We start from the raw sequence: 20897 nt of genomic DNA on the forward strand, positions 1-20897 counted from the left end.
GAGCAATGAGGTTTGCAGCCGTTCATGACCACGGGTCAGTTCAAAGTCGAAATCAAGGACCTGAAGTCATCAAGGACCTATCGGCATGACGACGCTCGGCGACCTCGCGTACAAGGCCGCGATGCCCCTGGTCCGCGTCGCCGATCCGGACGACCCGCGCCTCGCCGACTACCGCGAATTGCAGGCGCTCGGCCAGCGCCCCGACCCGCGGCGTTTCATCGCCGAGAGCCATCTGGTGGTCGAGCGTCTGCTGCGGAGCGCCTACCCGGTCGCGTCGGTGCTGGCCACCGAGAGCCACGCCGCGCGCCTCGGCCCGGCGCTGGCGGCCCGGCCCGAGGTGCCGCTCGTCGTCGGCGAACAGCCGGTGGTGCGCGCGGCCGTCGGCTTCAACTTCCACCGCGGCGTCGCGGCCTGCGGCCTGCGGCCGCCGGCGCTGCGCTGGTCTTACATGTCCTCCGAGCCATGTTTAAAAAGCAGTGTCGCGGAGGACATGTTGGTGAGCGACACCCTGGCGCGCCCGTCCTACACGATCGCCGTGGCGCAGGGTCTGTGCGACCCGGCCAACGTCGGCGCGATCGTCCGGGCCGCGCGGGCGTTCGCGGTCGACCTGTTGCTGCTCGACCGCAGGGGCGCCGACCCGCTGAGCCGGCGGGCGATCCGCGCCGCGGCGGGCAACGGCTTCGCGCAGGCGATCGCCGGCGTGTCGGACCTCGTCGCCACTGTGGAGCGGCTGCGCGGGGCCGGGGCCACGGTGTTGGCGGCCACCCTCGGCCCGCGGGCACGCCCGCTGGGCGCGGTGGTCCGGCCGGCGCGGCTCGCCATCCTGGTCGGCAGCGAGGGCGAGGGCCTGCCGGAGGCCCTGCGCGCGGTCAGCGACGACGAGGTCACCATTCCGATGGCGCCCGATGTGGACTCGCTGGGGGTCGCGGCCGCCACCGCGATCCTGCTGCACGCCCTCGCCGGGGCGCGGGCGCCGGGGTTATGATGCGGACAGGCGAACGACATGGACGTCATTCTCAGCGCCTCCCTCGGGATCCTGTTTTTGGTCGTCGGCACGGCTGCCGTGTTCCTGATGTACTACCTCTGGGGCTTTCCGTTCGACAAAGCCACGCGCACCAGCGCGGCCCCGCCGTCGCTGATGCGCCTGCATCGTCAGCTCGGCTGGTTCTACATCCTCATCTACATCGTGCTGATGTTCGAGATGGTGCCGCGCATGTGGAACTACCAGGTCGAGTGGCCGGCGCGGACCGTCGCGCACATGTGCCTCGGCATGGGCGTGGGCTTCATCCTGCTGGTGAAGGTGACGATCTTGCGGTTCTTCCGCCACCTCGAGGAGTGGATGCCGGCGCTCGGCACCGGGCTGCTGGCGTGCACGATCATGCTCGCGGGGCTGTCGATGCCGCACGCGTTCCGCGAGATGGCGCTCGCCAGCGAGATGGGCGACGTGTACAGCGACGAGAACCGTGACCGCGTGCAGAAGCTGCTGCAGGCCGCCGACCTGCCGCCCGAGGCGCCGATCGCCGAGCTCGCCACCGCCGAGTCGCTGCGCGCCGGTCGGCAGGTGCTGCTCAAGAAGTGCGTCGCCTGTCACGACCTCAAGACGATCCTCGACCGCCCGCGCTCGCCGCTCGACTGGGTCGGCACCGTCGACCGCATGGTCATCAAGCCGAGCTTCACCGAGCCGATCTCCGAGTTCGAGGGCTGGGCCGTCACCGCCTACCTGATCGCCATCTCGCGCGACCTGCAGCGCTCGCTCAAGGAGCGGCGCGCCGCCGCGGTCGAGCGCCAGCAGGCCGAGGCGGCGCTGACCGGCGCGGCCCAGGCTGCGGCGAGCGAGCCGGCCGCGGCGAGCGAGCCGGCCGCGGCCCGGCCGATCGACGAGGCGACGGCGCGCAAGACCTACGAGACGGTGTGCGGCAGCTGCCACGAGCTGAGCGACGTCGAGAAGGCGCCGCCCAAGAGCGAGGCCGAGGTGACCGAGCTGATCCGCCGCATGGTCGAGGACAACGAGATGAAGGCCAGCGCGGAGCAGGTCGAACACATCGAGTGGCACATGATCAAGGTGTTCGTCCAGCGCGGGTAGGCCGGACGAGAATCACAAGGAAGGACACTCTCGCATGCAGCGCGATCTCGAAGGACTCACCATCGTCGTCACCGGAGGCGCCGGCGCGCTCGGAGGCGCCGTCGTCCAGGAGCTGGTCGACGCCGGCGCGGCGGTCGTCGTGCCGGCGATCGACGACGGACCGGCCGACCCCGTCGCCGGGGCGCGCTACCTGCCGCGCGTCGACCTGTCCCAGGAGACAGCCGTGGAGGCGGTCTACGCCGGGCTGCCGTCGCTGTGGGCCTCGGTCCACCTGGCCGGCGGGTTCACGTGGGCGAAGGTCGAGGACACCACGCTGGCGATGGTCCAGGCCCAGTGGACCCTCAACGCGGTGACCGCGTTCCTGTGCAGCCGGGCCGCGGTGGCCAAGATCCGCGCCACCGGCAAGAGCGGCGGCCGGATCGTCAACACCGTCGCCCGCGCGGTCGCCCAGCCGGCCGCGGGCGTGGCCGCCTACACGATGTCCAAGGCGGCCGTGGCCGGGCTCACGGCTCAGATGGCCGAGGAGCTGCGCGACGAGGGCATCAACGTCAACGCGATCGCCCCCGGCCTCATCGACACGCCCGCCAACCGCAAGGCCATGCCCGACGCCGACACCTCGCGCTGGACCAAGCCGGCCGAGATCGCCCGCACGGTCCACGCCCTCGTGTCGCCGGCGCTCAGCGTGACCAGCGGCGCGATCGTGCCGGTCTACGGCCGCTCCTGAGCGGCCGCGGCACCTCGCGGCCTTAGAGAAGGACATGTAGGAACGGACATGTCCTTCTCGCCAGGCGGCTGCCGGGCGCGGCCCTGAAGCGCGAAAGGCCCCGGTCCGCGAGGACCGAGGCCGCGCGCGCGCCTCAGCGGCGGCTCAGTCGCGCAGCTGGACGTACTCGAAGTCGACCGGCTGGCCCTCGATGCCGCGGGTCGGCGGGGCGATCCAGTTGGCGAACTTGCCGGGCTCGTGCGAGGGCTTCATGATCGACAGCAGGTAGTCGTTGTCGTTCTGGGTCAGCAGCCACTCGCCGCGGCGCGCCTCGAACGCGTCCTTGCCGATCAGGTTGCCGGCCGGGTCGAACGCGTGGTCGGCGTAGATGCCCTGGTGGCGGTGGAAGCGGCGGCTCGGCAGCGACAGCCGCGTGGGCGAGCCGGCCTCCTCGAGCGTGCGGTTCCACTTGCGGAGCGCGCGCTCGCAGTCGTGGACGTAGGCGTCGCGCAGGACCTCGTTCATGGCGTTGCGCAGCGGCACGTCGCGCTCGCCGAGGCGGCCGTCCTCGACGACGGGCAGGCGGTAGGTGCCGTCGAGCGCGCGGTGCTCCTCGTACTTGTCCTCGCGGTAGCGGCCCTTGAGGCCGGTGGCGAAGAAGTCGGCCGCGTTGCTCGAGATCTCGCCGCCGAACAGGTCGAGCGAGTAGGTGTACCAGTAGTTGATCGTGCGCTGGATCAGGTCGAAGTCGATGCCGCCCTGGTTGCGCACGTCGCCGTTCGGGTCGAGCCGCTGCAGCTCGGCCGAGCGCTTGACGATGCGGTCCATGCCGGTCTCGCCGACGAACAGGTGGTGCGCCTCCTCGGTCAGCATGAACTCGGTGGTGCGCGCCAGCGGGTCGAAGCCGCTCTGGGCCAGCGCCGCGAGCTGGTACTTGCCGTCGCGGTCGGTGAACATGGTGAACGCGAAGAAGCTCAGCCAGTGGTCGCACGGCTGGTTGAACGCGCCGAGGATCCGCGGCTTGTCCGGGTCGCCGCTGCGGCGCTCGAGCAGCATGTCGGCCTCGTCGCGGCCGTCGCGGCCGAAGTACTTGTGCAGCAGGTACACCATCGCCCACAGGTGACGGCCCTCCTCGACGTTGACCTGGAACAGGTTGCGCATGTCGTAGAGGCTGGGCGCGGTGTGGCCGAGCAGGCGCTGCTGCTCGACGCTGGCCGGCTCGGTGTCGGCCTGGGTGACGATGATGCGGCGCAGCGCGTTGCGGTGCTCGCCGGGTACCTCGTGCCACGCGGCCTTGCCGGCGTCGTCGCCGCAGCGGATCAGCGACTCCTCCTGGCGCGGGTTGAGGAAGATGCCCCAGCGGTAGTCCGGCATCTTGACGTAGTCGTAGTGGGCCCACCCGTCGTTGTCGACCGACACGGCGGTGCGCAGGTAGACGTTCTTCTGCGCGAAGTCCGACGGGCCCATGTCGTTCCACCACTCGAGGTAGCTGGGCAGCCACTTCTCGAGCGCGCGCTGCAGCTTCACGTCGTCGGACAGCCCGACGTTGTTGGGGATCTTGGCGTTGAGGTCGACGTTGTTGCTGACCATGGGGATCCGGTGCTCCAAAAGCGATCGGGGGGCGAAAGCGGGCGAGAGGCGTTACACGCGGTTGAGGTCGAAGTGCGGGCGCTGGGGCTTGCCGTACAGGCTGAGCGCGCCCTCGGGTCCGGTGGCGTTGGGCCGGATGAAGATCCAATTCTGCCAGGCCGTGAGGCGAGCGAAGATCTTGCTGGTGTCGTTCTCGGCGCCGACGAAGCGCAGGTTGGCCTCCATGCCGGTGAGCGCGTCGGGCGACATGCTGGCGCGCTCCTCGATGGCGACGCGGGTGTCGTCGTCCCAGTCGATCTGGTCGAGCCGCACGGTCACGAGGCCGGCGTCGTCGGCCTCCTCGGGGTCGAGCAGCTCCGGCCGCTCGCGCAGCTCGGCGACCTTGCCCGGGTCGGCGGCTAGCCTCACGGACAGGCGCGAAGGACCATGGCTCATCGGCAATGCGCCAAAGTTCAGGGGGCTGAGGCCGACCCGCACCGCCGGGTCGTCGAGCAGGTAGAAGCGGTCGGCCGCGAGCGCGAGCTCGAGCAGGCAGCCGGCGAACGCGGCGGTCGGCGCGTCGCCGAGGGCGAAGAAGGAGCGGCTGGTGAGGTCGAGCCGGCGCAGCACGCGGGCCATGTGCAGCAGGACCTCGTTGGCGAACCAGTGCTCGCGCGCGGCGTGCAGCGCCCGGTCGTGGGCGACCACGCGGGCCGGGTCGCCGTCGGTGCGCAGGAGGACGAGGCCGACGTCGAGGAGGTTGAAGCGCAGCCACAGCAGCGCGTCGTCGAGCTCGCGCATGGCCCGGAGCGCCCACAGCTGGTCGCCGGCGGCGTGGATGGCCGCGCCGCCCTTCTCGACGACCGCCACGTCCTCGGCGCTCGGGCCCTTGACGGTGATCGTCGCGGTGCGAGCGGCGGCGTCCCAGGTGAGGACGACGTGGCGGTAGGTGCGACGGCTGTCCCCGCGGTCAGGTGTGATCGGGCCGAGCGCGACGCCGACGCGCTCGCCGGACCGCAGCTCGACCTTGCGCTCGGCCGAGGCCTTGGCCTTCTTGGCGACCTCCTGCTCGAAGCGGCTGCGCGAGAACACGGCGTCGACGAGGCCCCACTGCAGCGCCCGCTTGCCGCGCACGCCCTCGGCGGTGGTGCAGAAGATGTCGGCGCGGTCGCGCCGGACCTTGCGCTTGTCGACCACGCGCGTGAGCCCGCCGGTGCCCGGGAGCACGCCGAGCAGCGGCACCTCCGGCAGGCTGACCGCCGAGTTGCCGTCGTCTTGCAGGTAGATCTCGGCGCACGCCAGCGCGAGCTCGTAGCCGCCGCCGGCGCAGGTGCCGTTGAGCGCGGCCAGGTAGACCTGGTCGCTGTGCGCCGTCGCGTCCTCGATCTCGCAGCGCGTCTCGTTGGTGAACTTGCAGAAGTTGACCTTCCACGCGTGCGTCGAGCTGCCGAGCATGAAGATGTTGGCGCCGGCGCAGAACACGTTGTCGTGCCCGGAGGTGACGACGACGGTGCGCACCTCGGGGTGCTCGAAGCGCATGCGCCGGACCACGTCGGCCAGCTCGATGTCGACCCCGAGGTCGTAGCTGTTGAGCTTGAGCTCGTAGCCGGGGCGCAGGCCCGCGGCGGCGTCGACCCGCATCAGCACCTTCGCGACGGCGCCGTCGTACTGCACCTGCCAGTGGCGGTAACGCGAGGGATCGGTCTCGAACTCGACGGGAGGATGTTGCTGCGGCGAAGCGTCCATCGCAGACAAAAAATTACATGGGCTCGTCGCTTCGTGTGCCGCACTTCATCGTGTGCTCTCGCACGGTTCGCGAGGCGCGTGCGGTGGGCCGGGGGAGCTCCGTGGCGATCGTCGCGCGCACCTCGAGCGGTCCGCGGATCGACGCAAAATCGTGTGGACTCGCACGCGTGTGCGCTCGCACGGAACGCGGAATTTCGGGCTCCAACGCCGTTCTACGGCGACTTCGCAGGACTGTCGAGCGCGCTGGACCGGTCGACGATGACCTGTCCTTTGAGACAATTCGTGTGCTGACTCGCCGCGTCGCGTCACGACTTCCCGCGTCGCAGCGATCGAGCCGACGATCACGGTCGCGAAGATGACACGCGTCGCAAGGCGTGCGACGGCCGCCGTTACGCCTCACGACGTAATCGTGTGCATCCGCACGCGATCTGTCCCATGGGTCTGGATCTCCCGCACGCGCGACTTCGGGCCGGCGCAGGTGCTAGACAGCGGTGGTGCTCCGCGGCGTCCTCTTCGACCTCGACGGCGTGCTGGTCGACTCGTTGGCCTCGATCGCCGCCTGCTTCAATCATGCGCTCCAGGCGATCGGGCACCCGCCGCTGCCGCTCGCGTCGCTGCGGCCGCTGATCGGTCCGCCGCTCGAGGAGAGCGTGCAGTCGGTGATCGGCGACGACCCGCAGCTGCTCGCCCGCTTCATCTCGCACTACCGCGAGCGCTACGCGGCCACCGCCGTGCACGAGACGCGCCCGGCCGAGGGCCTCGCCGAGGTGCTGGCCGAGCTGGCTGCGCGCCATGACCTGGCGGTCGCCACCAGCAAGCCGGAGGTGTTCGCGCGCCCGATCCTCGCGGCGCTCGGCGTGGCCCAGCACTTCCGGGCGATCTGCGGCCGCTCGCTCGCCCTCGACTCGGAGCCGAAGGCGGCCGTGATCGCGCGCGCGCTGCAGTCGTTCGCCGGCCGCGCCGAGGGCCTGGTGATGGTCGGCGACCGCCACCACGACGTCGCCGGCGCCGCGACCCACGGCATCCCCACGATCGGGATGCTGCACGGGATGGGCACCGCGGAGGAGCTGCGCGCCGCGGGCGCGCGCTGGCTGGCCGCCGACCTGCGCGCGCTGCCAGGGCTGCTGCGCGAGATCGAGGCCGAGCTGTAGCCCGACGATGACTGCCCTTCAGGACATGCCTGAAGGGGCATGTTCTGAAGTGGCTGTCTCAAGGGACAGCCAAGCGACGAGCTCGAGGTGCGGGGTGTGCGGCAGGGTGTCGTAGGCGCGCAGGCGGCGGAGGACGTAGCCGCCGGCCTGCAGCACCGCGAGGTCGCGGACGAGGGCGTCGGCGCTGCAGCTCATGATCTGCAGGCGCGGGGCGGCGAGGGCGACGAGCTCGGCGCACACGGCCGGGCCCATGCCGCCGCGCGGCGGGTTGCAGACGACGAGCTCCGGGGCGCGCCCGGCCGCCCGCTGGCGGGCGAGGAACACCTCGGCGGGCTCGGCGGGCACGCCGAGGGCGGCGGCGCTCTCGGGATAGACCTCGCACGGGGCGACCTCGGCGAACCCGCGGCGCAGCAGCGCGGTGGTCACCCCGGCGCCGGCGTAGAGGTCGAAGGCCAGGGCGCCGCGGTGCGCGGCGCCGCCCTCGTCGGCGACGAGGTCGCGATAGGCGAGCTCGGCGACGCGCGGGTTGGGCTGGAGGAACCCGAGCGGGCCGACCTCGACCGGGACGCCGGAGAGGCTGACCGTAAGGACAGGCGAGCCGCGCAGCAGGACCGGCGGTTCGCCGCGCACGGCGTTGCCGCGGCCGCCCTGCACGCTCCAGGCGATCCCGCTGGGGAGCCGCAGCTGGGTCGGCAGGAGCTCGGCGGCGCGGCTCGGGCGGGCGGCGGTGACGAGGGTGAGCAGGACGTCGCGGCCGTCGGTCTTGAACCAGGCGTAGCGCAGGTCGCCGGCGCCGGCGGCCTCGTCGTAGGGCGCGATCTCCAGGGCCGAGGCGGCGGCCTGCAGCTCGCGCGCGGCCGCGGCGATGGCCGGGTGGTCGACGCGGCAGTCGTCCATCGCCGCGGGGGTGTGCGAGCCGCGGTGGTAGCTGCCCACGAGGACATGTCCTGAAGTGCCGGTGACGACGCGCTTGCTCGACCAGCGGTAGCCCCACTCGTCGGGGCCGGCGACCAGCGGGCCGGGGTCGAGGCCGTGGCGGCGGACCAGCGCGGCGCGCTTGAGCTCGCGCTGGACGGCGAGGTCGAGCGCCTGCAGCGGGCAGCCCGAGCACGCGTGCGCCCGCGGGGCCGCGCCGGCGTCGCTGTGCGGGCACGGCGGGGGCCGGCGCCCCGGGTGAGGCTGCAGCAGCGACGCGAGCCGCGCGTGCGCCCGCGGGGCCTGGCGCGAGGCGTGCTCGACCCGGACCTCGACGCGCTCGCCCGGGTAGCCCCCGGCGACATGTACGAAGGTACCTGTCTGTTCGGACACGCCCTCGCCCTCGGGTCCGAGGACGTCGAGGTCGAGGCTGAGGAGGTCGCCGGCGCGCACCGTCACTCGACCATGCCGAGGCCGGCGAGGACCTCGAAGAACTTCGGGAAGGTCTTGCCGACGCAGCCGGGGTCGCGGATCGTGACGTGACCGGCCAGGCTGAAGGCCATGGCGACGCGGTGGTCGCGGTAGGTGTCGATCGCCGCGCCCTGGACGATCTGCGCCGGCGGGGTGATGTCGAGCCCGTCCTCGTGCTCGACGACCTCGGCGCCGAGCTTGCGCAGCTCGCTGGCGGCGGCCGCGATCCGGTCGCTCTCGTGGTGGCGGAGCACGTCGACCCCGCGGATCCGCGTCGGCCCGGCGGCGTGGAGCGCCAGCGCGGCGGCGGTCAGGGTGGTGTCGGGCATGTCGGACAGGTCGAGGTCGACGCCGTGCAGCGCACCTGTCCCGCGGACGATGGTGATCTCCGGGCCCTGCAGCACGTTCGCGCCCATGCGCCCGAGCACGTCGCAGAAGCGGGCGTCGCCCTGCTGGCTGGTGCGGCCGAGGCCGGGCACGCGCACCTCGCCGCCGTAGATCGCCGCCAGCGACAGCAAGTAGGTCGCGGCCGAGGCGTCGGGCTCGACCTGGTAGTCGCGCCCGCGCAGGGTGGCCGGGCTGACCTGAAGGACATCTTGCTCGAGCCAGCGGGCGTCGGCCCCGAAGTCGCGCAGGCAGGCGAGGGTCATGTCGACGTAGGGCCGCGCCGGGGTGCCCTGCTCGAGGACGACGCGCATCGGCTCGCGCGCGAGCGGGGCGGCGAGCAGCAGCGCGGAGATGAACTGCGAGCTCGGCGGGCGAGCGAGGCGGATCTCGCCGCCGCGCAGCTGGGCGCCGTGGATCTCGCACGGCAACATGTCGTCGGCGCCGCGGCAGCGGATGTCGGCGCCCTGGGCCCGCAGGGCCTGCAGCAGGCCCTCCATCGGCCGCTCGCGCATGCGCGCGCTGCCGTCGACGACGCAGGCGATCGGCGAGGCGGCGAACAGCGCGGCGAGGAAGCGCGCGGCGGTCCCGGCGGTGGCGACGTCGATCGGCCGCTCCGGCTCGTCGACCCGCGGCAGCGGGCCGCCGACGCCGATGACGCGCACCTCGGTGGCGTCCTCGCTGGCCTCGCAGGCGACGCCGCAGCGGGCCAGCGCGGCGCGCATGACCTGGGTGTCCTCGGAGTCGAGGCAGCCGCGCAGCGTGGATGTCCCGTCGGACATGGCCGCAAGGACAAGCGCGCGGTTGGTCAGGCTCTTCGAGCCGGGCGGGGTGAGGGCGGCCACGATCGGGCCGGGCGGGGGGCGGACGCGGATCTCGCTCGTCATTGTATGACCTCGAATTCGACGCGGCCGACCAACTGGTCGTCTTCGGTGACGACGTCGATGCTCCACGGGCCGGTGCGGTCGGACGGGATGTGGAACGAGCGCAGCGTGGAGCGCAGGCGCACGCTGCCGGGCGGCGGGTCGACGGCCGGCTCGCTGGCGCCGCGCTGGACCTCGAGGCCGCGGTGGCGCCAGACGTGGAGCAGGTTGTCGCCGCGCCCGCCGGGCGTGACGACGTCGGTGAGCGCGTGCATCTCCTGGATGAGCGACTCGTGCAGCGCGCTGACGTGCATGCTGAGGCGGCCGTCGGGCAGGAGCGTGGGCCCGACGGCCCCGACCGAGACGTACATCGGCACCGGCGGGATGCCGCGCCGGCCGGCGTAGGCCAAGAACATCGCCGCGCCGACCGAGGCGAGCAGCGCGAGGAACCACGGCGGCCGCAGCAGGTTCTTGAACGGCACGTGCATGGTGAAGAACACCAGGGTCGCCAGCGCGGCCGCGGCGAGCAGGGTGATCAGCGTGCGCGTGTCGGGGAAGATCGCCGGCAACACCAGGTTGAGGCAGGCGAACAGGATGAACAGGTAGACGACCGAGGCCGGGGCCTTGTAGCGCATCAGGACCTGGTCGAACACGACGTCGACGGTCGACAGCAGCGCGAGCAGGCCGAGCAGGTAGAGGAAGAAGCGGTTGTCGGCGTCGAGCGTGGCGGCCTTCCAGTAGAAGGGCACCAGGAAGAACAGCATGCTCTGGTAGAGGTTCTTCAGCGCCGTGGTCATCACGTAGAAGCGCAGCTTCGACTTGGCGTCGGTGACCTTGTCCTTCTGCCCGCGGCCCTGGCCGAAGTGGCGGAAGAACATGACGATCACCAGCCAGCCGGCGCACAGCAGCACGACCATCCAGCGCGCGCGGTCGTAGCCCTCGGCGGCGTACATCATGACGAAGGCGCCGAAGGTCATGGCGTAGGCCGAGTGCAGCCACCACAGCAGGTGGCCGTGCTTGGCGAAGAAGCCGCGGATCTTGGCGAAGCGCTTGACGGTGGCGATGTCGCCGGCGGACATGTCCTTCGGGACATCTGCGACCTCGCCGGCGTCCTCGCCGACCTGCGCCAGTTCGGCCGCGGCGACCTGCAGCTCGGGGCTCAGCGACTCGGTCGGGGCGGCGGCGATCGGCGTGCCGGTCGGCGGCGTGCCGGTCGGCCCCAGGGTCGGCGGAGTCGGACTCGTGTCGCTCGGCTGGGGCGGCGGTTCGTGCGGCGTCTCGGCCATCCGGCCTGTGAGGATGCGCGATTCAGGCGCCGAAGCCAACCGTCGTCGACGAGGCGTCGCCGGTCGCGCCGGTGGTCACGGCGGTGGTGCCGGTGGCGTCGGTCTCGCTGTCGCCGCCGGTCTCGGCCATGGGCTCGGGGCGGTCAGTGGCCCACTGCACGCGCTCGGCGGTGAAGTTGAAGTTCATCCACACGCCCTGGCCGTAGACGCCGTGGTTGTCGATGTCGCTGATGGTGTTCATCGCGTCGACCTGACAGCCGGCGCCGCCGGCGAGCACGTTCCACGGGACGAAGCTGATGCCGTTGGCCTGACCGGCCGACAGCATCGCCGTGGCCGCCGGCAAGAAGCCGCGCAGCGAGCCGGTGACGAGCCTCTGCGGCTCGTCGTCGAGCGCGTAGGCGGCGGCGATCTCGACCTCGACGAGGGCGAGGTCGAGCGGCTGCATGCCGGTCTGCGCGGCCAGGCGCAGGGGCGTGCCTGGGATCGTTTCGCTGACGATGCACGGGGCGAGCGCCCGCTGCGGGGCGTCGTAGCCGGGGTTGAGCGAGTTGGGCGCGGCCGTGCCGCAGCTGCCGGCGTCGCGGTTGAACGCGTCGACGTCGACGGTGTGGGTGGTGGGCACCATGCGGTCGGTGCAATTGGTCGGCTCGCCGGCGATGCACAGCGCCGACACGTACTGCAGCTTGACGACCGCGCTCTCGGGGTCGAGCGGGCGCAGGACGAGCGCGTTGCTGACGTCGTAGTTGGCGACGCTCTGGGCGATGAAGCCGTTGAGCGTGGCGGTCGAGTCGGTGCACACGCCGAGGACGGTGTCGAAGGTGTACGTGTGCGGGTCGACGAGCTCGAGCGAGGTGATCCGGAACGCGACCGGGCTCTCGGGCGGCGGGTCGGGGCAGACGCCGGTGTTGGCGCACAGGCCGTCGAGGTACTCGTTGCTGTAACAGCCGCTCGCGAGGCCGAGCGCGAACGCCAGCGCGGCGCGCAGCGAGGCGGTGGTACGACGGCGACGACCGGCGGCGAGCAAGGCGGCGCCATCATAGCGAAAATCCGCGCCGGCCGAGCGCGGCCGCCGATGTGTGTTGCCGCCGCTCCGCGGCTGTCGCACCATCACGCCCATGAACTGGCTTATGCCCGCATGCCGGCGAATGACAACTATCCCGCCGATTCTTGCGCGGGTCCCCGGGATCGCGCTGGCCGCCGGGATCGCGCTGGTTGGAGGCGCGTGCGAGCTCCGCGTCTACAACGAGACCGAGGCGACGGCCGGCAGCGACACGCACACCAGCGAGGCGACGACCGACGGCGACGTCCCCGAGGTGTGCCTGCGCTACGTGGCGTGCCTCAAGGAGATCGACGGCGAGGCCGGCGCGGAGGCCGACGCCACCCACGGCGCGAACGGCAGCTGCTGGCAGGGCGACGAGACGGCGGCGGCCGAGTGCCTGGCGCTGTGCGACGCGCAGCTGCGCAACTTCGCCGCGGCGTTCCCCGACATCGCCGCGTGCGACGACGAGGGGATCGTGTCCGATGTCGAGTTCGAGATCGGCGAGGCGGTGTTCGACCCGATCGACCCGTTCCTGCCGCCGGTCTACCGCAAGCTCGAGGACGGCGGGACGATGACGGTGGTCCGCGGCGGCCAGGGCCTGCTGATGCTGCCGTTCGCGCTGCGCGGCAAGAACTTCGTCATCACCGAGGACCCCAACGACTGGGACAACCCGAGGATGCCGAACGTCGACATGTGGGTCGACATCGACGGCCACAACGTCGGCTTCGGCGGCCACTTCGCCCGCCTCAACAACTACTCGGTCGGCTTCTACCCGCTGAACGACGGCATGGACACGCTCGAGCACATGTACATCGCCATCATCGTGCCCGACGCGATCGCCGACCCACAGACCCTCACCGGCCAGCCGGGCACCGTCCACATCCAGCTCAACACGTTCGGCGAACCGGCCGCGATCCGCGAGCTCGAATTCGTGGTGGCGCCGGAGATCCAGGGGTTCTAGAAGAGACACCGCCATGACCAGCCCGGCCCGCGAATTCATCCCCGTGCACGTCGGCGTGCTGACGGTCTCCGACACCCGCACGCTCGAGACCGACACCTCCGGCCGCCTCGCCGTCGACCGCCTGGTCGAGGCCGGCCACCGCGTGATCCGGCGCGCGATCGTCCGCGACGACCGCAACGCCATCCGAGCGGCCCTGCAGTCGTGGATCGACGACCCCGAGGTCGAGGTCATCATCACCACCGGCGGCACCGGGGTGACGCCGCGCGACGTCACCCCCGAGGCGCTCGCGCCGCTGGTGACCAAGCCGATCCCCGGCTTCGGCGAGCTGTTCCGCTGGATCAGCTTCTCGGAGATCGGGACGTCGACGATCCAGAGCCGCGCCGAGGCGGCCCTGTGCGGCACGACCTACGTGTTCCTGCTGCCCGGCTCGACCGGGGCGGTGCGCACCGCGTTCGACAAGATCCTCCTGCAGCAGCTCGACCACCGCCACCGGCCGTGCAACTTCGTCGAGCTGCTGCCGCGGATCCGCGGCGAGCGCGAGGGATGAACTTTCGGGCATGCTCTCGAGGACATGCCGTTTCCGGCATGCTCCTTTGAACAGCTACACGAGCTGCTGGCCGCCGATCAGGTCGTAGACGTGGCCGGGCAGGGCGATCCGGAAGCCGGCCACCTCGACGCGGCTGCGGTACAGCTCGAGGTTGTCCTCGTGGTGCATGATCACGAGCTTGCGCCGGACCGCCTCGGGCAGCGCCTCGAGCTTGTCGAAGAAGCCGTGGACCTGGCCGGGGTAGTCGATGAAGGTGCAGTCGTGGAAGTAGATGCTGGTGCGCGGCTCGATGCTGTGGAGGAACGCGGCGTCGACGGTGCCGTCGCCGGACCACCAGGCGATCCGCGGGTTCTTCGGGTCGACGTCGTCGCCGACGTTCAGCTCGAGCGCGCACGACGGCTTGCCCGGCACGTGCTCGTTCTCGCGGGTGACCACGCGCAGGCCGTCGACCTCGAAGGTCTCGGAGTGGTTCCACGGGTTCTTGCGCGGCGCCTCGGTGGCGGCCGGCTCGATGACGTCGAAGAAGTGCTGCAGCGTGCCGGCGCGCAGGTTGCCGCGGCCGTCCTGCAGGTAGCGCAGCGAGGGCGCCAGCGTCTCCCACACCTCGTCGCGCACGGCGCTGTGCGAGATGTACTTCGGCAGCGGGCCGCCCCGGCTCGAGGCCATGACCTCGTCGTGGGTCTCGAAGTAGCGGACGAACGCGAAGTCCTCGAGGCCGAAGACGTGGTCGCCGTGGCAGTGGGTGATGATCTGGCCGTGGATGTCGTGCCAGGCGTAGCCGGCCGCGTGCAGCTGGTCGGGCGCCTGGCGCCCGCAGTCGATCAGCCAGCGCTTGCCGTCGCGGAGGGTGACCATCGAGCAGGTCGTCCCGTAGCGGCGAGAGAACGCGCCGCCCGCCCCGAACAGGCGCAGCGTGATGGTTTGACGGCTGGCGGACACGACCTTGTCGGATGAAGTGAAGCGCTCGGATGCGGCGATGCAAGCCCTCGGGCCGCGGGGCCGCGAGGACGGGCTCAGAGGGACCAGGTGGAGCGGTCGACGCCGTCCCGGACCAGGACCCCGATCGAGCTTAACTCAGCTCGCAGGCGGTCCGCCTCTTTCCAGTCTTTTTTGGCCCGCGCCTCGTCGCGGAGGGCGACCTTCCGCTCGACATCGGCCACGTCGAGCCCGAGCCGCGCGGCCTTGCGGGCCCGCCGTTCCAGCAGCCAGGTCTCCGGGTCGGCGGCGAACAGCCCGAGCATGCGCGACACCGCCGGGAAGTCGGTGAGGAAGCGGCGCAGGGTGGCCGTGCGGCCGGCAGCTCCGCCCTTCTTCTTCGCCTCGAGCAGGCGGTTGATCTCGCGCAGGGGCTCGCTCAGACAGGCGACCGCCGCGGCGGTGTTGAGGTCGTCGCGCAGGGCCGCGGTGAACGCGGCGAGCATGCCGCCGACCGCCGCGGAAACGGTGTTCTCGGGCGAATCCTCGGACTCGGTGAGGGCGCGGCGGGCGCGGGCGAGGGTGTCGTAGATGTAGGCGACCCGCTCGTCGGCCTCTTCCAGGCCGGGGAAGCGGACGTGGGCGCGCAGCTTGTTGCGGTCGAGTTCGGCGCCGCACGCGGGGCAGGCCTTGGCCTGCTGCTGCTCGGCGTCGAGCGGGACCGCGCAGGCGGGGCACGGGACCTCGACGTCGAAGTTGATGCCGGAGCGGTAGTGGACCCCGAGCAGGAACCACCGCACGGCCTCCGGCGGGTAGAGCGCGGTGACCTCGCGGATGGTGAAGAAGTTGCCGAGGCTCTTCGACATCTTCTCGCCGGCGAAGTCGACGAAGCCGTTGTGCATCCAGTGGCGGGCGAAGGTGCCGGCCCCGCACGCGCCCTGCGACTGGGCGATCTCGTTCTCGTGGTGGGGGAAGATGAGATCGCGGCCGCCGGCGTGGAGGTCGAAGGTCTCGCCGAGGTGGACCTTGCTCATCGCCGAGCACTCGATGTGCCAGCCCGGCCGCCCGGACCCCCACGGGCTCGGCCACGCCGGCTCGCCGGGCTTCTCCGCCTTCCACAGCGCGAAGTCGAGCGGGTTCTCCTTGAGCTCGCTGACCTCGACCCGCGCGCCGGCCTGCATGTCGTCGAGGCTGCGCTTGCTCAGCGCGCCGTAGGCCGGGTACGCGGCGACGCGGAAGTACACGTCGCCACCTGACTCATAGGCCAGGCCGTTGGCGACCAGCCGCTCGATGAGGGCGACGATCTCGGGGATCGTGCCAGTGACGCGCGGCTCGACGTCGGGGCGGAGGCAGCCGAGCGAGTCGAGGTCCTCGTGGTAGGCCGCCGTGTACTTGGCGGCGACCTCGCCGGCGCTGATGCCCTCCAGCTGCGCGCGCCGGATGATCTTGTCGTCGATGTCGGTGACGTTGCGGACGAAGGTGACGCGCAGGTCCTGCTCCCGCAAGAACCGCACGACGGTGTCGGCGACGATGGCGGAGCGGGCGTGGCCGACGTGGCTCAGATCGTAGACGGTGGGGCCACACAGGTAGAGACCGATGTGTCCCGGCTCGATCGGCTCGAGCGGGCGCTTGGCCCCGCTCATGGTGTCGTAAAGAAGCAGCGTCGGCGTCGTACTCATCTCGGGCGAGGCAGTGTGCCTCATGCCCGGCGCGCGCGCCACCCGGCGACCAGGCTGGTGATGTTCCAGCCGACGACCAGCAGCACCAGGCACCACATCGCAACCTCGAGCCAGCGGTCGCGCGGGCGGACGCCGACGTCGATCACATAGCCGGCGGGGTCGACGACCACGGGCCGGTCGAGGCGCACGGCCCGGACCTCGCCGGGATCGAGCACGAGCCGCCCGCCCTGCAGCGGCCGCGGCACCAGCTTGCCGTCCTGCACGAGGAAGCCGGGCTTGGCGTTGTCGCCGGGGACGAAGCTGAACTTGCCGCCCTCGGCCGTGATGTCGCTCGCGGCCACCGGATAGCTGGTGATCCACGGCAAGATCGCGGCGCCGACGCTCGGGTCGGCCGGCTTGGCGTCGGGCGGGATGATCGCCACGACCGACAGCTTGGCCTGCGCCGACTCACGCTCGCCGGGCGGGAGACGCACGTAGAAGCTGTAGAAGCGGGTGCTGCTCTGCTCGCGCGGGGCGTGGTACGGGAAGCCGAGCGCGGCGACGGCGGCCTCCGCGGCCTCGGCCGAGTCGAAGCTGCGGTGCCCGAGCTGGATCTGCACGTCGGGCTGCTCGACCACCAGGGTGACGCTGGCCTTGGTGCCGAGCGTGATGCTCTGGCCGGCGGTGTCGACGACGGTGAGGCCGTCGCCCTGGCGCTTGCCGAGCGCGTCGAGCAGCGCCTGCGGGGTGGCGTCGCGCTCCTCGACGATGCGCTCGCCGTCGAAGTGCTGCTGGATGGCGGGGAAGTTGGGCGACTCCGACAGCCGGCGCATGCGGCCCTCGAACACGCCCTCGAACTGCTGCGGGGCGGCCTCGGTGGTCCGCGGGATGGCGGCGAACAGGCTGCCGCCGCCCTCGATGATGCGCAGGTAGCCGATCGTGCGCCCGCCGCCGCCGCCCTTGGGCTCGATGCGGAGGCGCGCGGCGTGCTGGACGTCGGGGGTGCCGCGGAGGACGACGAAGGTGTCGTCGAGGTCCTCGGCCAGGCCCTTCTCGACGAAGGTGGCGGCGTCGCCGAGGTCGCGCGGCTCGCTGCCCTGGAGGAAGTAGCGGACGTCGCCGAACATCCACAAGAGCATGTAGCCGCCGAGCGCGACCACCGCGACGTCGATCAGGGGAGAGCGGCGCCGACGCGGGGCATCGGCCATGGGAGAGTCGTCTGCTGGATCGGTCGCTTCGCTCACGACAACCTCGCACGATCAGAGCCGGAGAAGCCGGGGCCGGGGGCCCGCGACGATATCACTTGCGCCCCTGGGACTGTAGCGGTGGGGAGAGGTTCCCCCGTCACGGACGAAATACCCAGACCTCGCGGGTCGCCTCGATGTCGTCGCCGTCGCGGGCGGTGATGAGGATCCGGTTGCTGCCCGGAGCCAGCGGCACCTGCGCGGAGAACTCGAGGCGTCGCGCGGCGTCGCCCTGGTGCGCGGGATTGGCCCGGTAATCGAGCTTGCGCTCGACCTGGGCGGTGCCCGGCGGTTTGACGGCGACGACGACGTCGCGGACCCGGCCCTCGTGGCGCGCGGTGCCGCGGATCTCCACCGCGTCGGTGGTGGCGACCGGAGCGACCGGCTCGACCTCGATGACGGGCGGCTGGACCAACAGCGCCGGGCGGTCCGGCAACTTGGCGGCCCCCTTGCCGGCGGGTCCGCCGGTCTTCACCAGGTCGCTCGGGAGCCAGGCGCGCCGCCCCGGGCCGGCCGCGACGGCGCTCCATCCGCCGGCGCTGCCGAGGATGTCGAGCGCGGTGCCCCCGGCGAGCTCGGACAACTGCCGCGAGTGGCTGTCGGCGGCGTTGTAGAGGCGCACCGGCTCCTCGCCCGCGACGACGCGCGCGGGCGCGGCGACGAAGCCGGACGCGGGCGGGCCGAGCGGGACGTCGAACTTGTGGCGCACGCTCTCGCGGACGACGACGTCGGCGACGATGACCTCGAGCTCGACCGGCTTGGCGGGGTCGGCCTGCTCGCTGACGCTGAGGCCGAAGGCGCCGCGCACGCTGCCCCTGGCGGCGATCTTGCCGAGCTGCAAAAAGCCCTCCTCGAGCAGGACCTGGGCGCCCGAGAGGTTGTGGATCAGGGCGCGCGCGTCGGAGCTGTCGGCGCCGCTGTCGTTGCGGACCTCGAGCGCGAGCAAGACCTGTTCGCCGGGCTGGAGGAGGCCGTCGCCGTTGCCCTTGACCGCGAACGGCGGCTCGCCGGGGATCGGCGGCGACTTCGGCCGCTGCGGGGCGGCGGCCGCCAATTCGGGGTCGTCGACGATCCAGTAGTCGTAGGCGAAGCGCGGCCGCGGCAGGCCGGCGATGTCGAACTGCACGGTGGTCGTCGCGTCGGGCGCGGGCGCGGGCTCGCCGGCGTGCACGTCGACGCGCAAGGTGTCGACGAGGTCGGTGTGCCAGGCCATGACGTAGAGGCGGACGTCGCGGGTGACGGTGGCGCCGGGCTCGATGCGCCCGAGCAGCAATTCGATGCCGTCGAGCTCGTCGCGCAGGCAGTCGGTGATCACGTGCACGCGCTCGGCCGCCTCGGCGCCGGTGTTGGTGACCTCGACGCGCAACGTGAACGGCTGACCGGCTGCGATCTTCTTGTCGTCGACGACGCGGGCGCGCAGCGCGAGCGTGGGGTCGCTGCTGGCCCCGAGCGCGCCGGTCCAGTCGATCTTGGTGGCGGCGATGCCGGCGGCGATCGCCTGGTCCTCGCGCGCGGCGATCTCGCCGGTGAGCGCGGCGAGCCGGGCGGCGCGTTGCTTGCTGTCCGAAAGGCCAGCCAGTGCGTCGGCGACGTCGCGGGCGATCGCCACCTCGGGGTCGCCCAGCGCCGCCGGGCCCTCGGCCGGACGCGGCAGCCGGGTGCCCTGGCGGCCGGCGAAGTAGCGCAGGCGCGGCTCGCCGGCGGCGGCGGCCTCGCCGGCGAACGCGGCCTCGTGCTTGGCCGAGGGCAGGTGGGCGACCTGGGTCGACTCGCGCCGGCGCTCGAACCGCTCGGTGTCGAAGTAGTTGGCGACGGCGACGATGTCGCTGAGCTCGACCGGGTAGAGCGCGAGGTCGGGGCGCACGCCGACGGTCTGGATCTTGGTGTCGCCGGCGACGCGGTACTCGGCGATCGTCATCTTCAGCGCGAGCTCGCGGCCGTAGAAGTTCTGCGGCTTGAGCAGCTGGACGGTGCCCTTGCCGAAGCTCGGGCGGCCGATCACCACGCCGCGGCCGAGCGCCTTGACGCCGCCGCTGACGATCTCCGCCGCCGAGGCGGAGTCCTCGTTGATCAGCGCGACCACGGCGGCGTCGGCCGGGAGGTTGACCTCGGGCGCGGCGTCCTCGGCCTCGCGGCCCATCGCCGAGCGCACGATCACGAGCTCGCCCTCGGCGACCAGCGCGTCGACGACCTCGACCGCCTGGGTCAGCAGGCCGCCGCTGTTGTCGCGCAGGTCGAGCACGAGCCCGCGCAGCGCCTCGCCCTTCGGCGTGAGCTCGGCGATGGCCTTGCGCACCTGCTCGCCGGTGTTCTCCTGGAAGGTGGAGATCTCGAGGTAGGCGATCTTGCCGGGCAGGAGCGCGCTCGTGACGCTGTCGACGCGGATGATCTTGCGGGTGATCGTCAGCGTGAGCGTCTCTTGGCCGCGCTGGACCTTGACCGTGACCTTGGTGTCGACCGGGCCGCGCAGCAGCAGCTGCGCGTCGGACGAGCGCAGGTTGACGGTGCTCTGCTTGTCGATCTGCAGCAGGAGGTCGCCGTCCTTGAGCCCGGCCGCGGCGGCGGGGCTGTTGGCCAGGACCTTGACGATCCGGATCCGCCGCTCGTCCTCGCGGATCTCGGCCCCGATCCCGCCGAATTGGCCGCGCGTCTTGACGCCGAGGTCGGTGTGCTCCTCGGGCGTGAGGAGGATCGTGTGCGGGTCGAGCGGCGCGAGCATGCCGTTGATCGCGGCGTACTCGACCTTGTGCGTGGCCTCGGCGTCGAGGCGCAGGCTGTCCTGCACGAACGCGAGCACCTCCTCGAGGCGGTCGGCGACGCTCGCCAGGTCGCTCAGGCCGGCCAGCGAGAACTCGCGCCGGAAGTCGGCGACCGTGACGGTGGCGGTGTCGCCGGCGACGGCGGCGAAGAACTCGGGGGTGTTGAGGCCGAGGTGGCGCAGCGCCTCGGTGAACTGCTCGCGCGGGTCGAAGCGCTCCTTGTCGAAGTACTCCTGCTGCACGACGAACGCGGTCCACACGGTCAGCGGGAAGCGGCGGCGGTCGAGCTGGAGCTGGGCGACGTCGACTTCGGGCGCGTTCGCCTCTTCGGCGGGGCGAGCGGCGGCCGCAGCGGAGCCCGATTCCTTCGCGGAGCACGCGCAGAGCAGTACGGAGGCGAGACCCGCGGCGAGGCGACGAGCGACCATCGGCGCTAGCATAACGGTCGCCAGCCCCAGCCGATGGCCGATGTGGGGGCCCGCGCCGCAAATCTACGAATCGTCGCGGCGATGATGAGTTTCGTCGCGAGCGGATCTCGCGCCGCGGGCCAAGTCGCTTGAAACACTGATCATGCCCCCTGGCACGGGACAGGCATGTCAAGTT

16 protein-coding genes are annotated in these 20897 nt (G+C 71.8%); 6 read left to right on the forward strand and 10 right to left on the reverse strand.

Annotation, left to right across the window (positions count from 1 at the left end):
- Positions 1 to 85 precede the first annotated feature (85 nt).
- The 3 genes from K7C98_RS01615 to K7C98_RS01625 are packed head-to-tail and all read left to right on the forward strand — an operon-like array spanning position 86 to position 2807.
- Positions 86 to 985, forward strand: a complete 900-nt coding sequence (locus K7C98_RS01615) for a TrmH family RNA methyltransferase (protein WP_224189699.1) — start codon at positions 86 to 88, stop codon at positions 983 to 985.
- Positions 986 to 1003: 18 nt separating this feature from the next.
- Complete coding sequence (locus K7C98_RS01620) at positions 1004 to 2083, forward strand: hypothetical protein (protein WP_224189700.1); 1080 nt, start codon at positions 1004 to 1006, stop codon at positions 2081 to 2083.
- Between the two features lie 34 nt (positions 2084 to 2117).
- Positions 2118 to 2807 carry an SDR family NAD(P)-dependent oxidoreductase gene (locus tag K7C98_RS01625; protein WP_224189701.1) on the forward strand — a complete coding sequence of 230 codons (690 nt, stop codon included), beginning with the start codon at positions 2118 to 2120 and terminating at the stop codon, positions 2805 to 2807.
- Between the two features lie 144 nt (positions 2808 to 2951).
- On the opposite strand, the gene boxB is transcribed toward K7C98_RS01625, so the two are convergent.
- Entirely contained in the window at positions 2952 to 4376 is a 1425-nt protein-coding gene (boxB, locus tag K7C98_RS01630) for a benzoyl-CoA 2,3-epoxidase subunit BoxB (protein ID WP_224189702.1), read from the reverse strand.
- A gap of 51 nt (positions 4377 to 4427) precedes the next feature.
- Positions 4428 to 6101, reverse strand: a complete 1674-nt coding sequence (gene boxC, locus K7C98_RS01635) for a 2,3-epoxybenzoyl-CoA dihydrolase (RefSeq protein ID WP_224189703.1) — start codon at positions 6099 to 6101, stop codon at positions 4428 to 4430.
- A gap of 494 nt (positions 6102 to 6595) precedes the next feature.
- Here boxC and K7C98_RS01640 point away from each other — a divergent pair, with 494 nt between their 5' ends.
- Positions 6596 to 7252, forward strand: coding sequence for an HAD hydrolase-like protein (locus tag K7C98_RS01640; RefSeq protein ID WP_224189704.1), 657 nt, complete (start codon positions 6596 to 6598; stop codon positions 7250 to 7252).
- Positions 7253 to 7270: 18 nt separating this feature from the next.
- Here K7C98_RS01640 and K7C98_RS01645 read toward each other — a convergent pair whose 3' ends face one another.
- From K7C98_RS01645 to K7C98_RS01660, 4 genes are read right to left on the reverse strand one after another with little or no spacing between them, the layout of a single operon-like run.
- Positions 7271 to 8620, reverse strand: coding sequence for a class I SAM-dependent RNA methyltransferase (locus K7C98_RS01645; RefSeq protein WP_224189705.1), 1350 nt, complete (start codon positions 8618 to 8620; stop codon positions 7271 to 7273).
- A gap of 2 nt (positions 8621 to 8622) precedes the next feature.
- Positions 8623 to 9909, reverse strand: a complete 1287-nt coding sequence (aroA, locus tag K7C98_RS01650) for a 3-phosphoshikimate 1-carboxyvinyltransferase (protein WP_224189706.1) — start codon at positions 9907 to 9909, stop codon at positions 8623 to 8625.
- A complete protein-coding gene (locus K7C98_RS01655) occupies positions 9906 to 11171 on the reverse strand; it encodes a DUF5924 family protein (RefSeq protein ID WP_224189707.1) in 1266 nt (421 codons plus the stop codon). The genes aroA and K7C98_RS01655 overlap by 4 nt, the downstream gene beginning before the upstream one ends.
- 22 nt (positions 11172 to 11193) lie before the next feature.
- Complete coding sequence (locus K7C98_RS01660; RefSeq protein WP_224189708.1) at positions 11194 to 12195, reverse strand: hypothetical protein; 1002 nt, start codon at positions 12193 to 12195, stop codon at positions 11194 to 11196.
- A gap of 121 nt (positions 12196 to 12316) precedes the next feature.
- On the opposite strand from K7C98_RS01660, the gene K7C98_RS01665 reads away from it, so the two are divergent.
- Both K7C98_RS01665 and moaB read left to right on the forward strand, forming a co-directional pair.
- Complete coding sequence (locus K7C98_RS01665; protein WP_224189709.1) at positions 12317 to 13171, forward strand: hypothetical protein; 855 nt, start codon at positions 12317 to 12319, stop codon at positions 13169 to 13171.
- Positions 13172 to 13184: 13 nt separating this feature from the next.
- Positions 13185 to 13718 carry a molybdenum cofactor biosynthesis protein B gene (gene moaB / locus K7C98_RS01670; RefSeq protein ID WP_224189710.1) on the forward strand — a complete coding sequence of 178 codons (534 nt, stop codon included), beginning with the start codon at positions 13185 to 13187 and terminating at the stop codon, positions 13716 to 13718.
- Positions 13719 to 13772: 54 nt separating this feature from the next.
- Here moaB and K7C98_RS01675 read toward each other — a convergent pair whose 3' ends face one another.
- The 4 genes from K7C98_RS01675 to K7C98_RS01690 form a co-directional block, all read right to left on the reverse strand.
- The gene (locus K7C98_RS01675) at positions 13773 to 14657 is read right to left on the reverse strand and encodes an MBL fold metallo-hydrolase (RefSeq protein WP_224189711.1); all 885 of its coding nucleotides are present in this window, start codon (positions 14655 to 14657) and stop codon (positions 13773 to 13775) included.
- Positions 14658 to 14731: 74 nt separating this feature from the next.
- Positions 14732 to 16312 (reverse strand): cysteine--tRNA ligase, encoded by a 1581-nt coding sequence (cysS, locus tag K7C98_RS01680; protein WP_224189712.1) that lies wholly within the window; start codon positions 16310 to 16312, stop codon positions 14732 to 14734.
- Positions 16313 to 16332: 20 nt separating this feature from the next.
- A complete protein-coding gene (locus K7C98_RS01685) occupies positions 16333 to 17499 on the reverse strand; it encodes a hypothetical protein (protein ID WP_224189713.1) in 1167 nt (388 codons plus the stop codon).
- Between the two features lie 136 nt (positions 17500 to 17635).
- The gene (locus K7C98_RS01690) at positions 17636 to 20722 is read right to left on the reverse strand and encodes an MXAN_5808 family serine peptidase (RefSeq protein WP_224189714.1); all 3087 of its coding nucleotides are present in this window, start codon (positions 20720 to 20722) and stop codon (positions 17636 to 17638) included.
- Positions 20723 to 20897 lie beyond the last annotated feature (175 nt).

It is taken from the genome of Nannocystis pusilla, from assembly GCF_020073745.1.
GTDB classification, from domain to species: domain Bacteria; phylum Myxococcota_A; class Polyangia; order Nannocystales; family Nannocystaceae; genus Nannocystis; species Nannocystis radixulma.

Excerpts from the sequence above, each read along its gene's own strand:
- moaB (WP_224189710.1), top strand. The coding sequence starts at position 13,185 with ATGACCAGCCCGGCCCGCGAATTCATCCCCGTGCACGTCGGCGTGCTG.
- K7C98_RS01665 (WP_224189709.1), top strand. The coding sequence starts at position 12,317 with ATGACAACTATCCCGCCGATTCTTGCGCGGGTCCCCGGGATCGCGCTG.
- boxB (WP_224189702.1), bottom strand. The coding sequence starts at position 4,376 with ATGGTCAGCAACAACGTCGACCTCAACGCCAAGATCCCCAACAACGTC.
- cysS (WP_224189712.1), bottom strand. The coding sequence starts at position 16,312 with ATGAGTACGACGCCGACGCTGCTTCTTTACGACACCATGAGCGGGGCC.
- K7C98_RS01655 (WP_224189707.1), bottom strand. The coding sequence starts at position 11,171 with ATGGCCGAGACGCCGCACGAACCGCCGCCCCAGCCGAGCGACACGAGT.
- K7C98_RS01690 (WP_224189714.1), bottom strand. The coding sequence starts at position 20,722 with ATGGTCGCTCGTCGCCTCGCCGCGGGTCTCGCCTCCGTACTGCTCTGC.
- aroA (WP_224189706.1), bottom strand. The coding sequence starts at position 9,909 with ATGACGAGCGAGATCCGCGTCCGCCCCCCGCCCGGCCCGATCGTGGCC.
- K7C98_RS01615 (WP_224189699.1), top strand. The coding sequence starts at position 86 with ATGACGACGCTCGGCGACCTCGCGTACAAGGCCGCGATGCCCCTGGTC.
- boxC (WP_224189703.1), bottom strand. The coding sequence starts at position 6,101 with ATGGACGCTTCGCCGCAGCAACATCCTCCCGTCGAGTTCGAGACCGAT.
- K7C98_RS01620 (WP_224189700.1), top strand. The coding sequence starts at position 1,004 with ATGGACGTCATTCTCAGCGCCTCCCTCGGGATCCTGTTTTTGGTCGTC.
- K7C98_RS01685 (WP_224189713.1), bottom strand. The coding sequence starts at position 17,499 with ATGGCCGATGCCCCGCGTCGGCGCCGCTCTCCCCTGATCGACGTCGCG.
- K7C98_RS01625 (WP_224189701.1), top strand. The coding sequence starts at position 2,118 with ATGCAGCGCGATCTCGAAGGACTCACCATCGTCGTCACCGGAGGCGCC.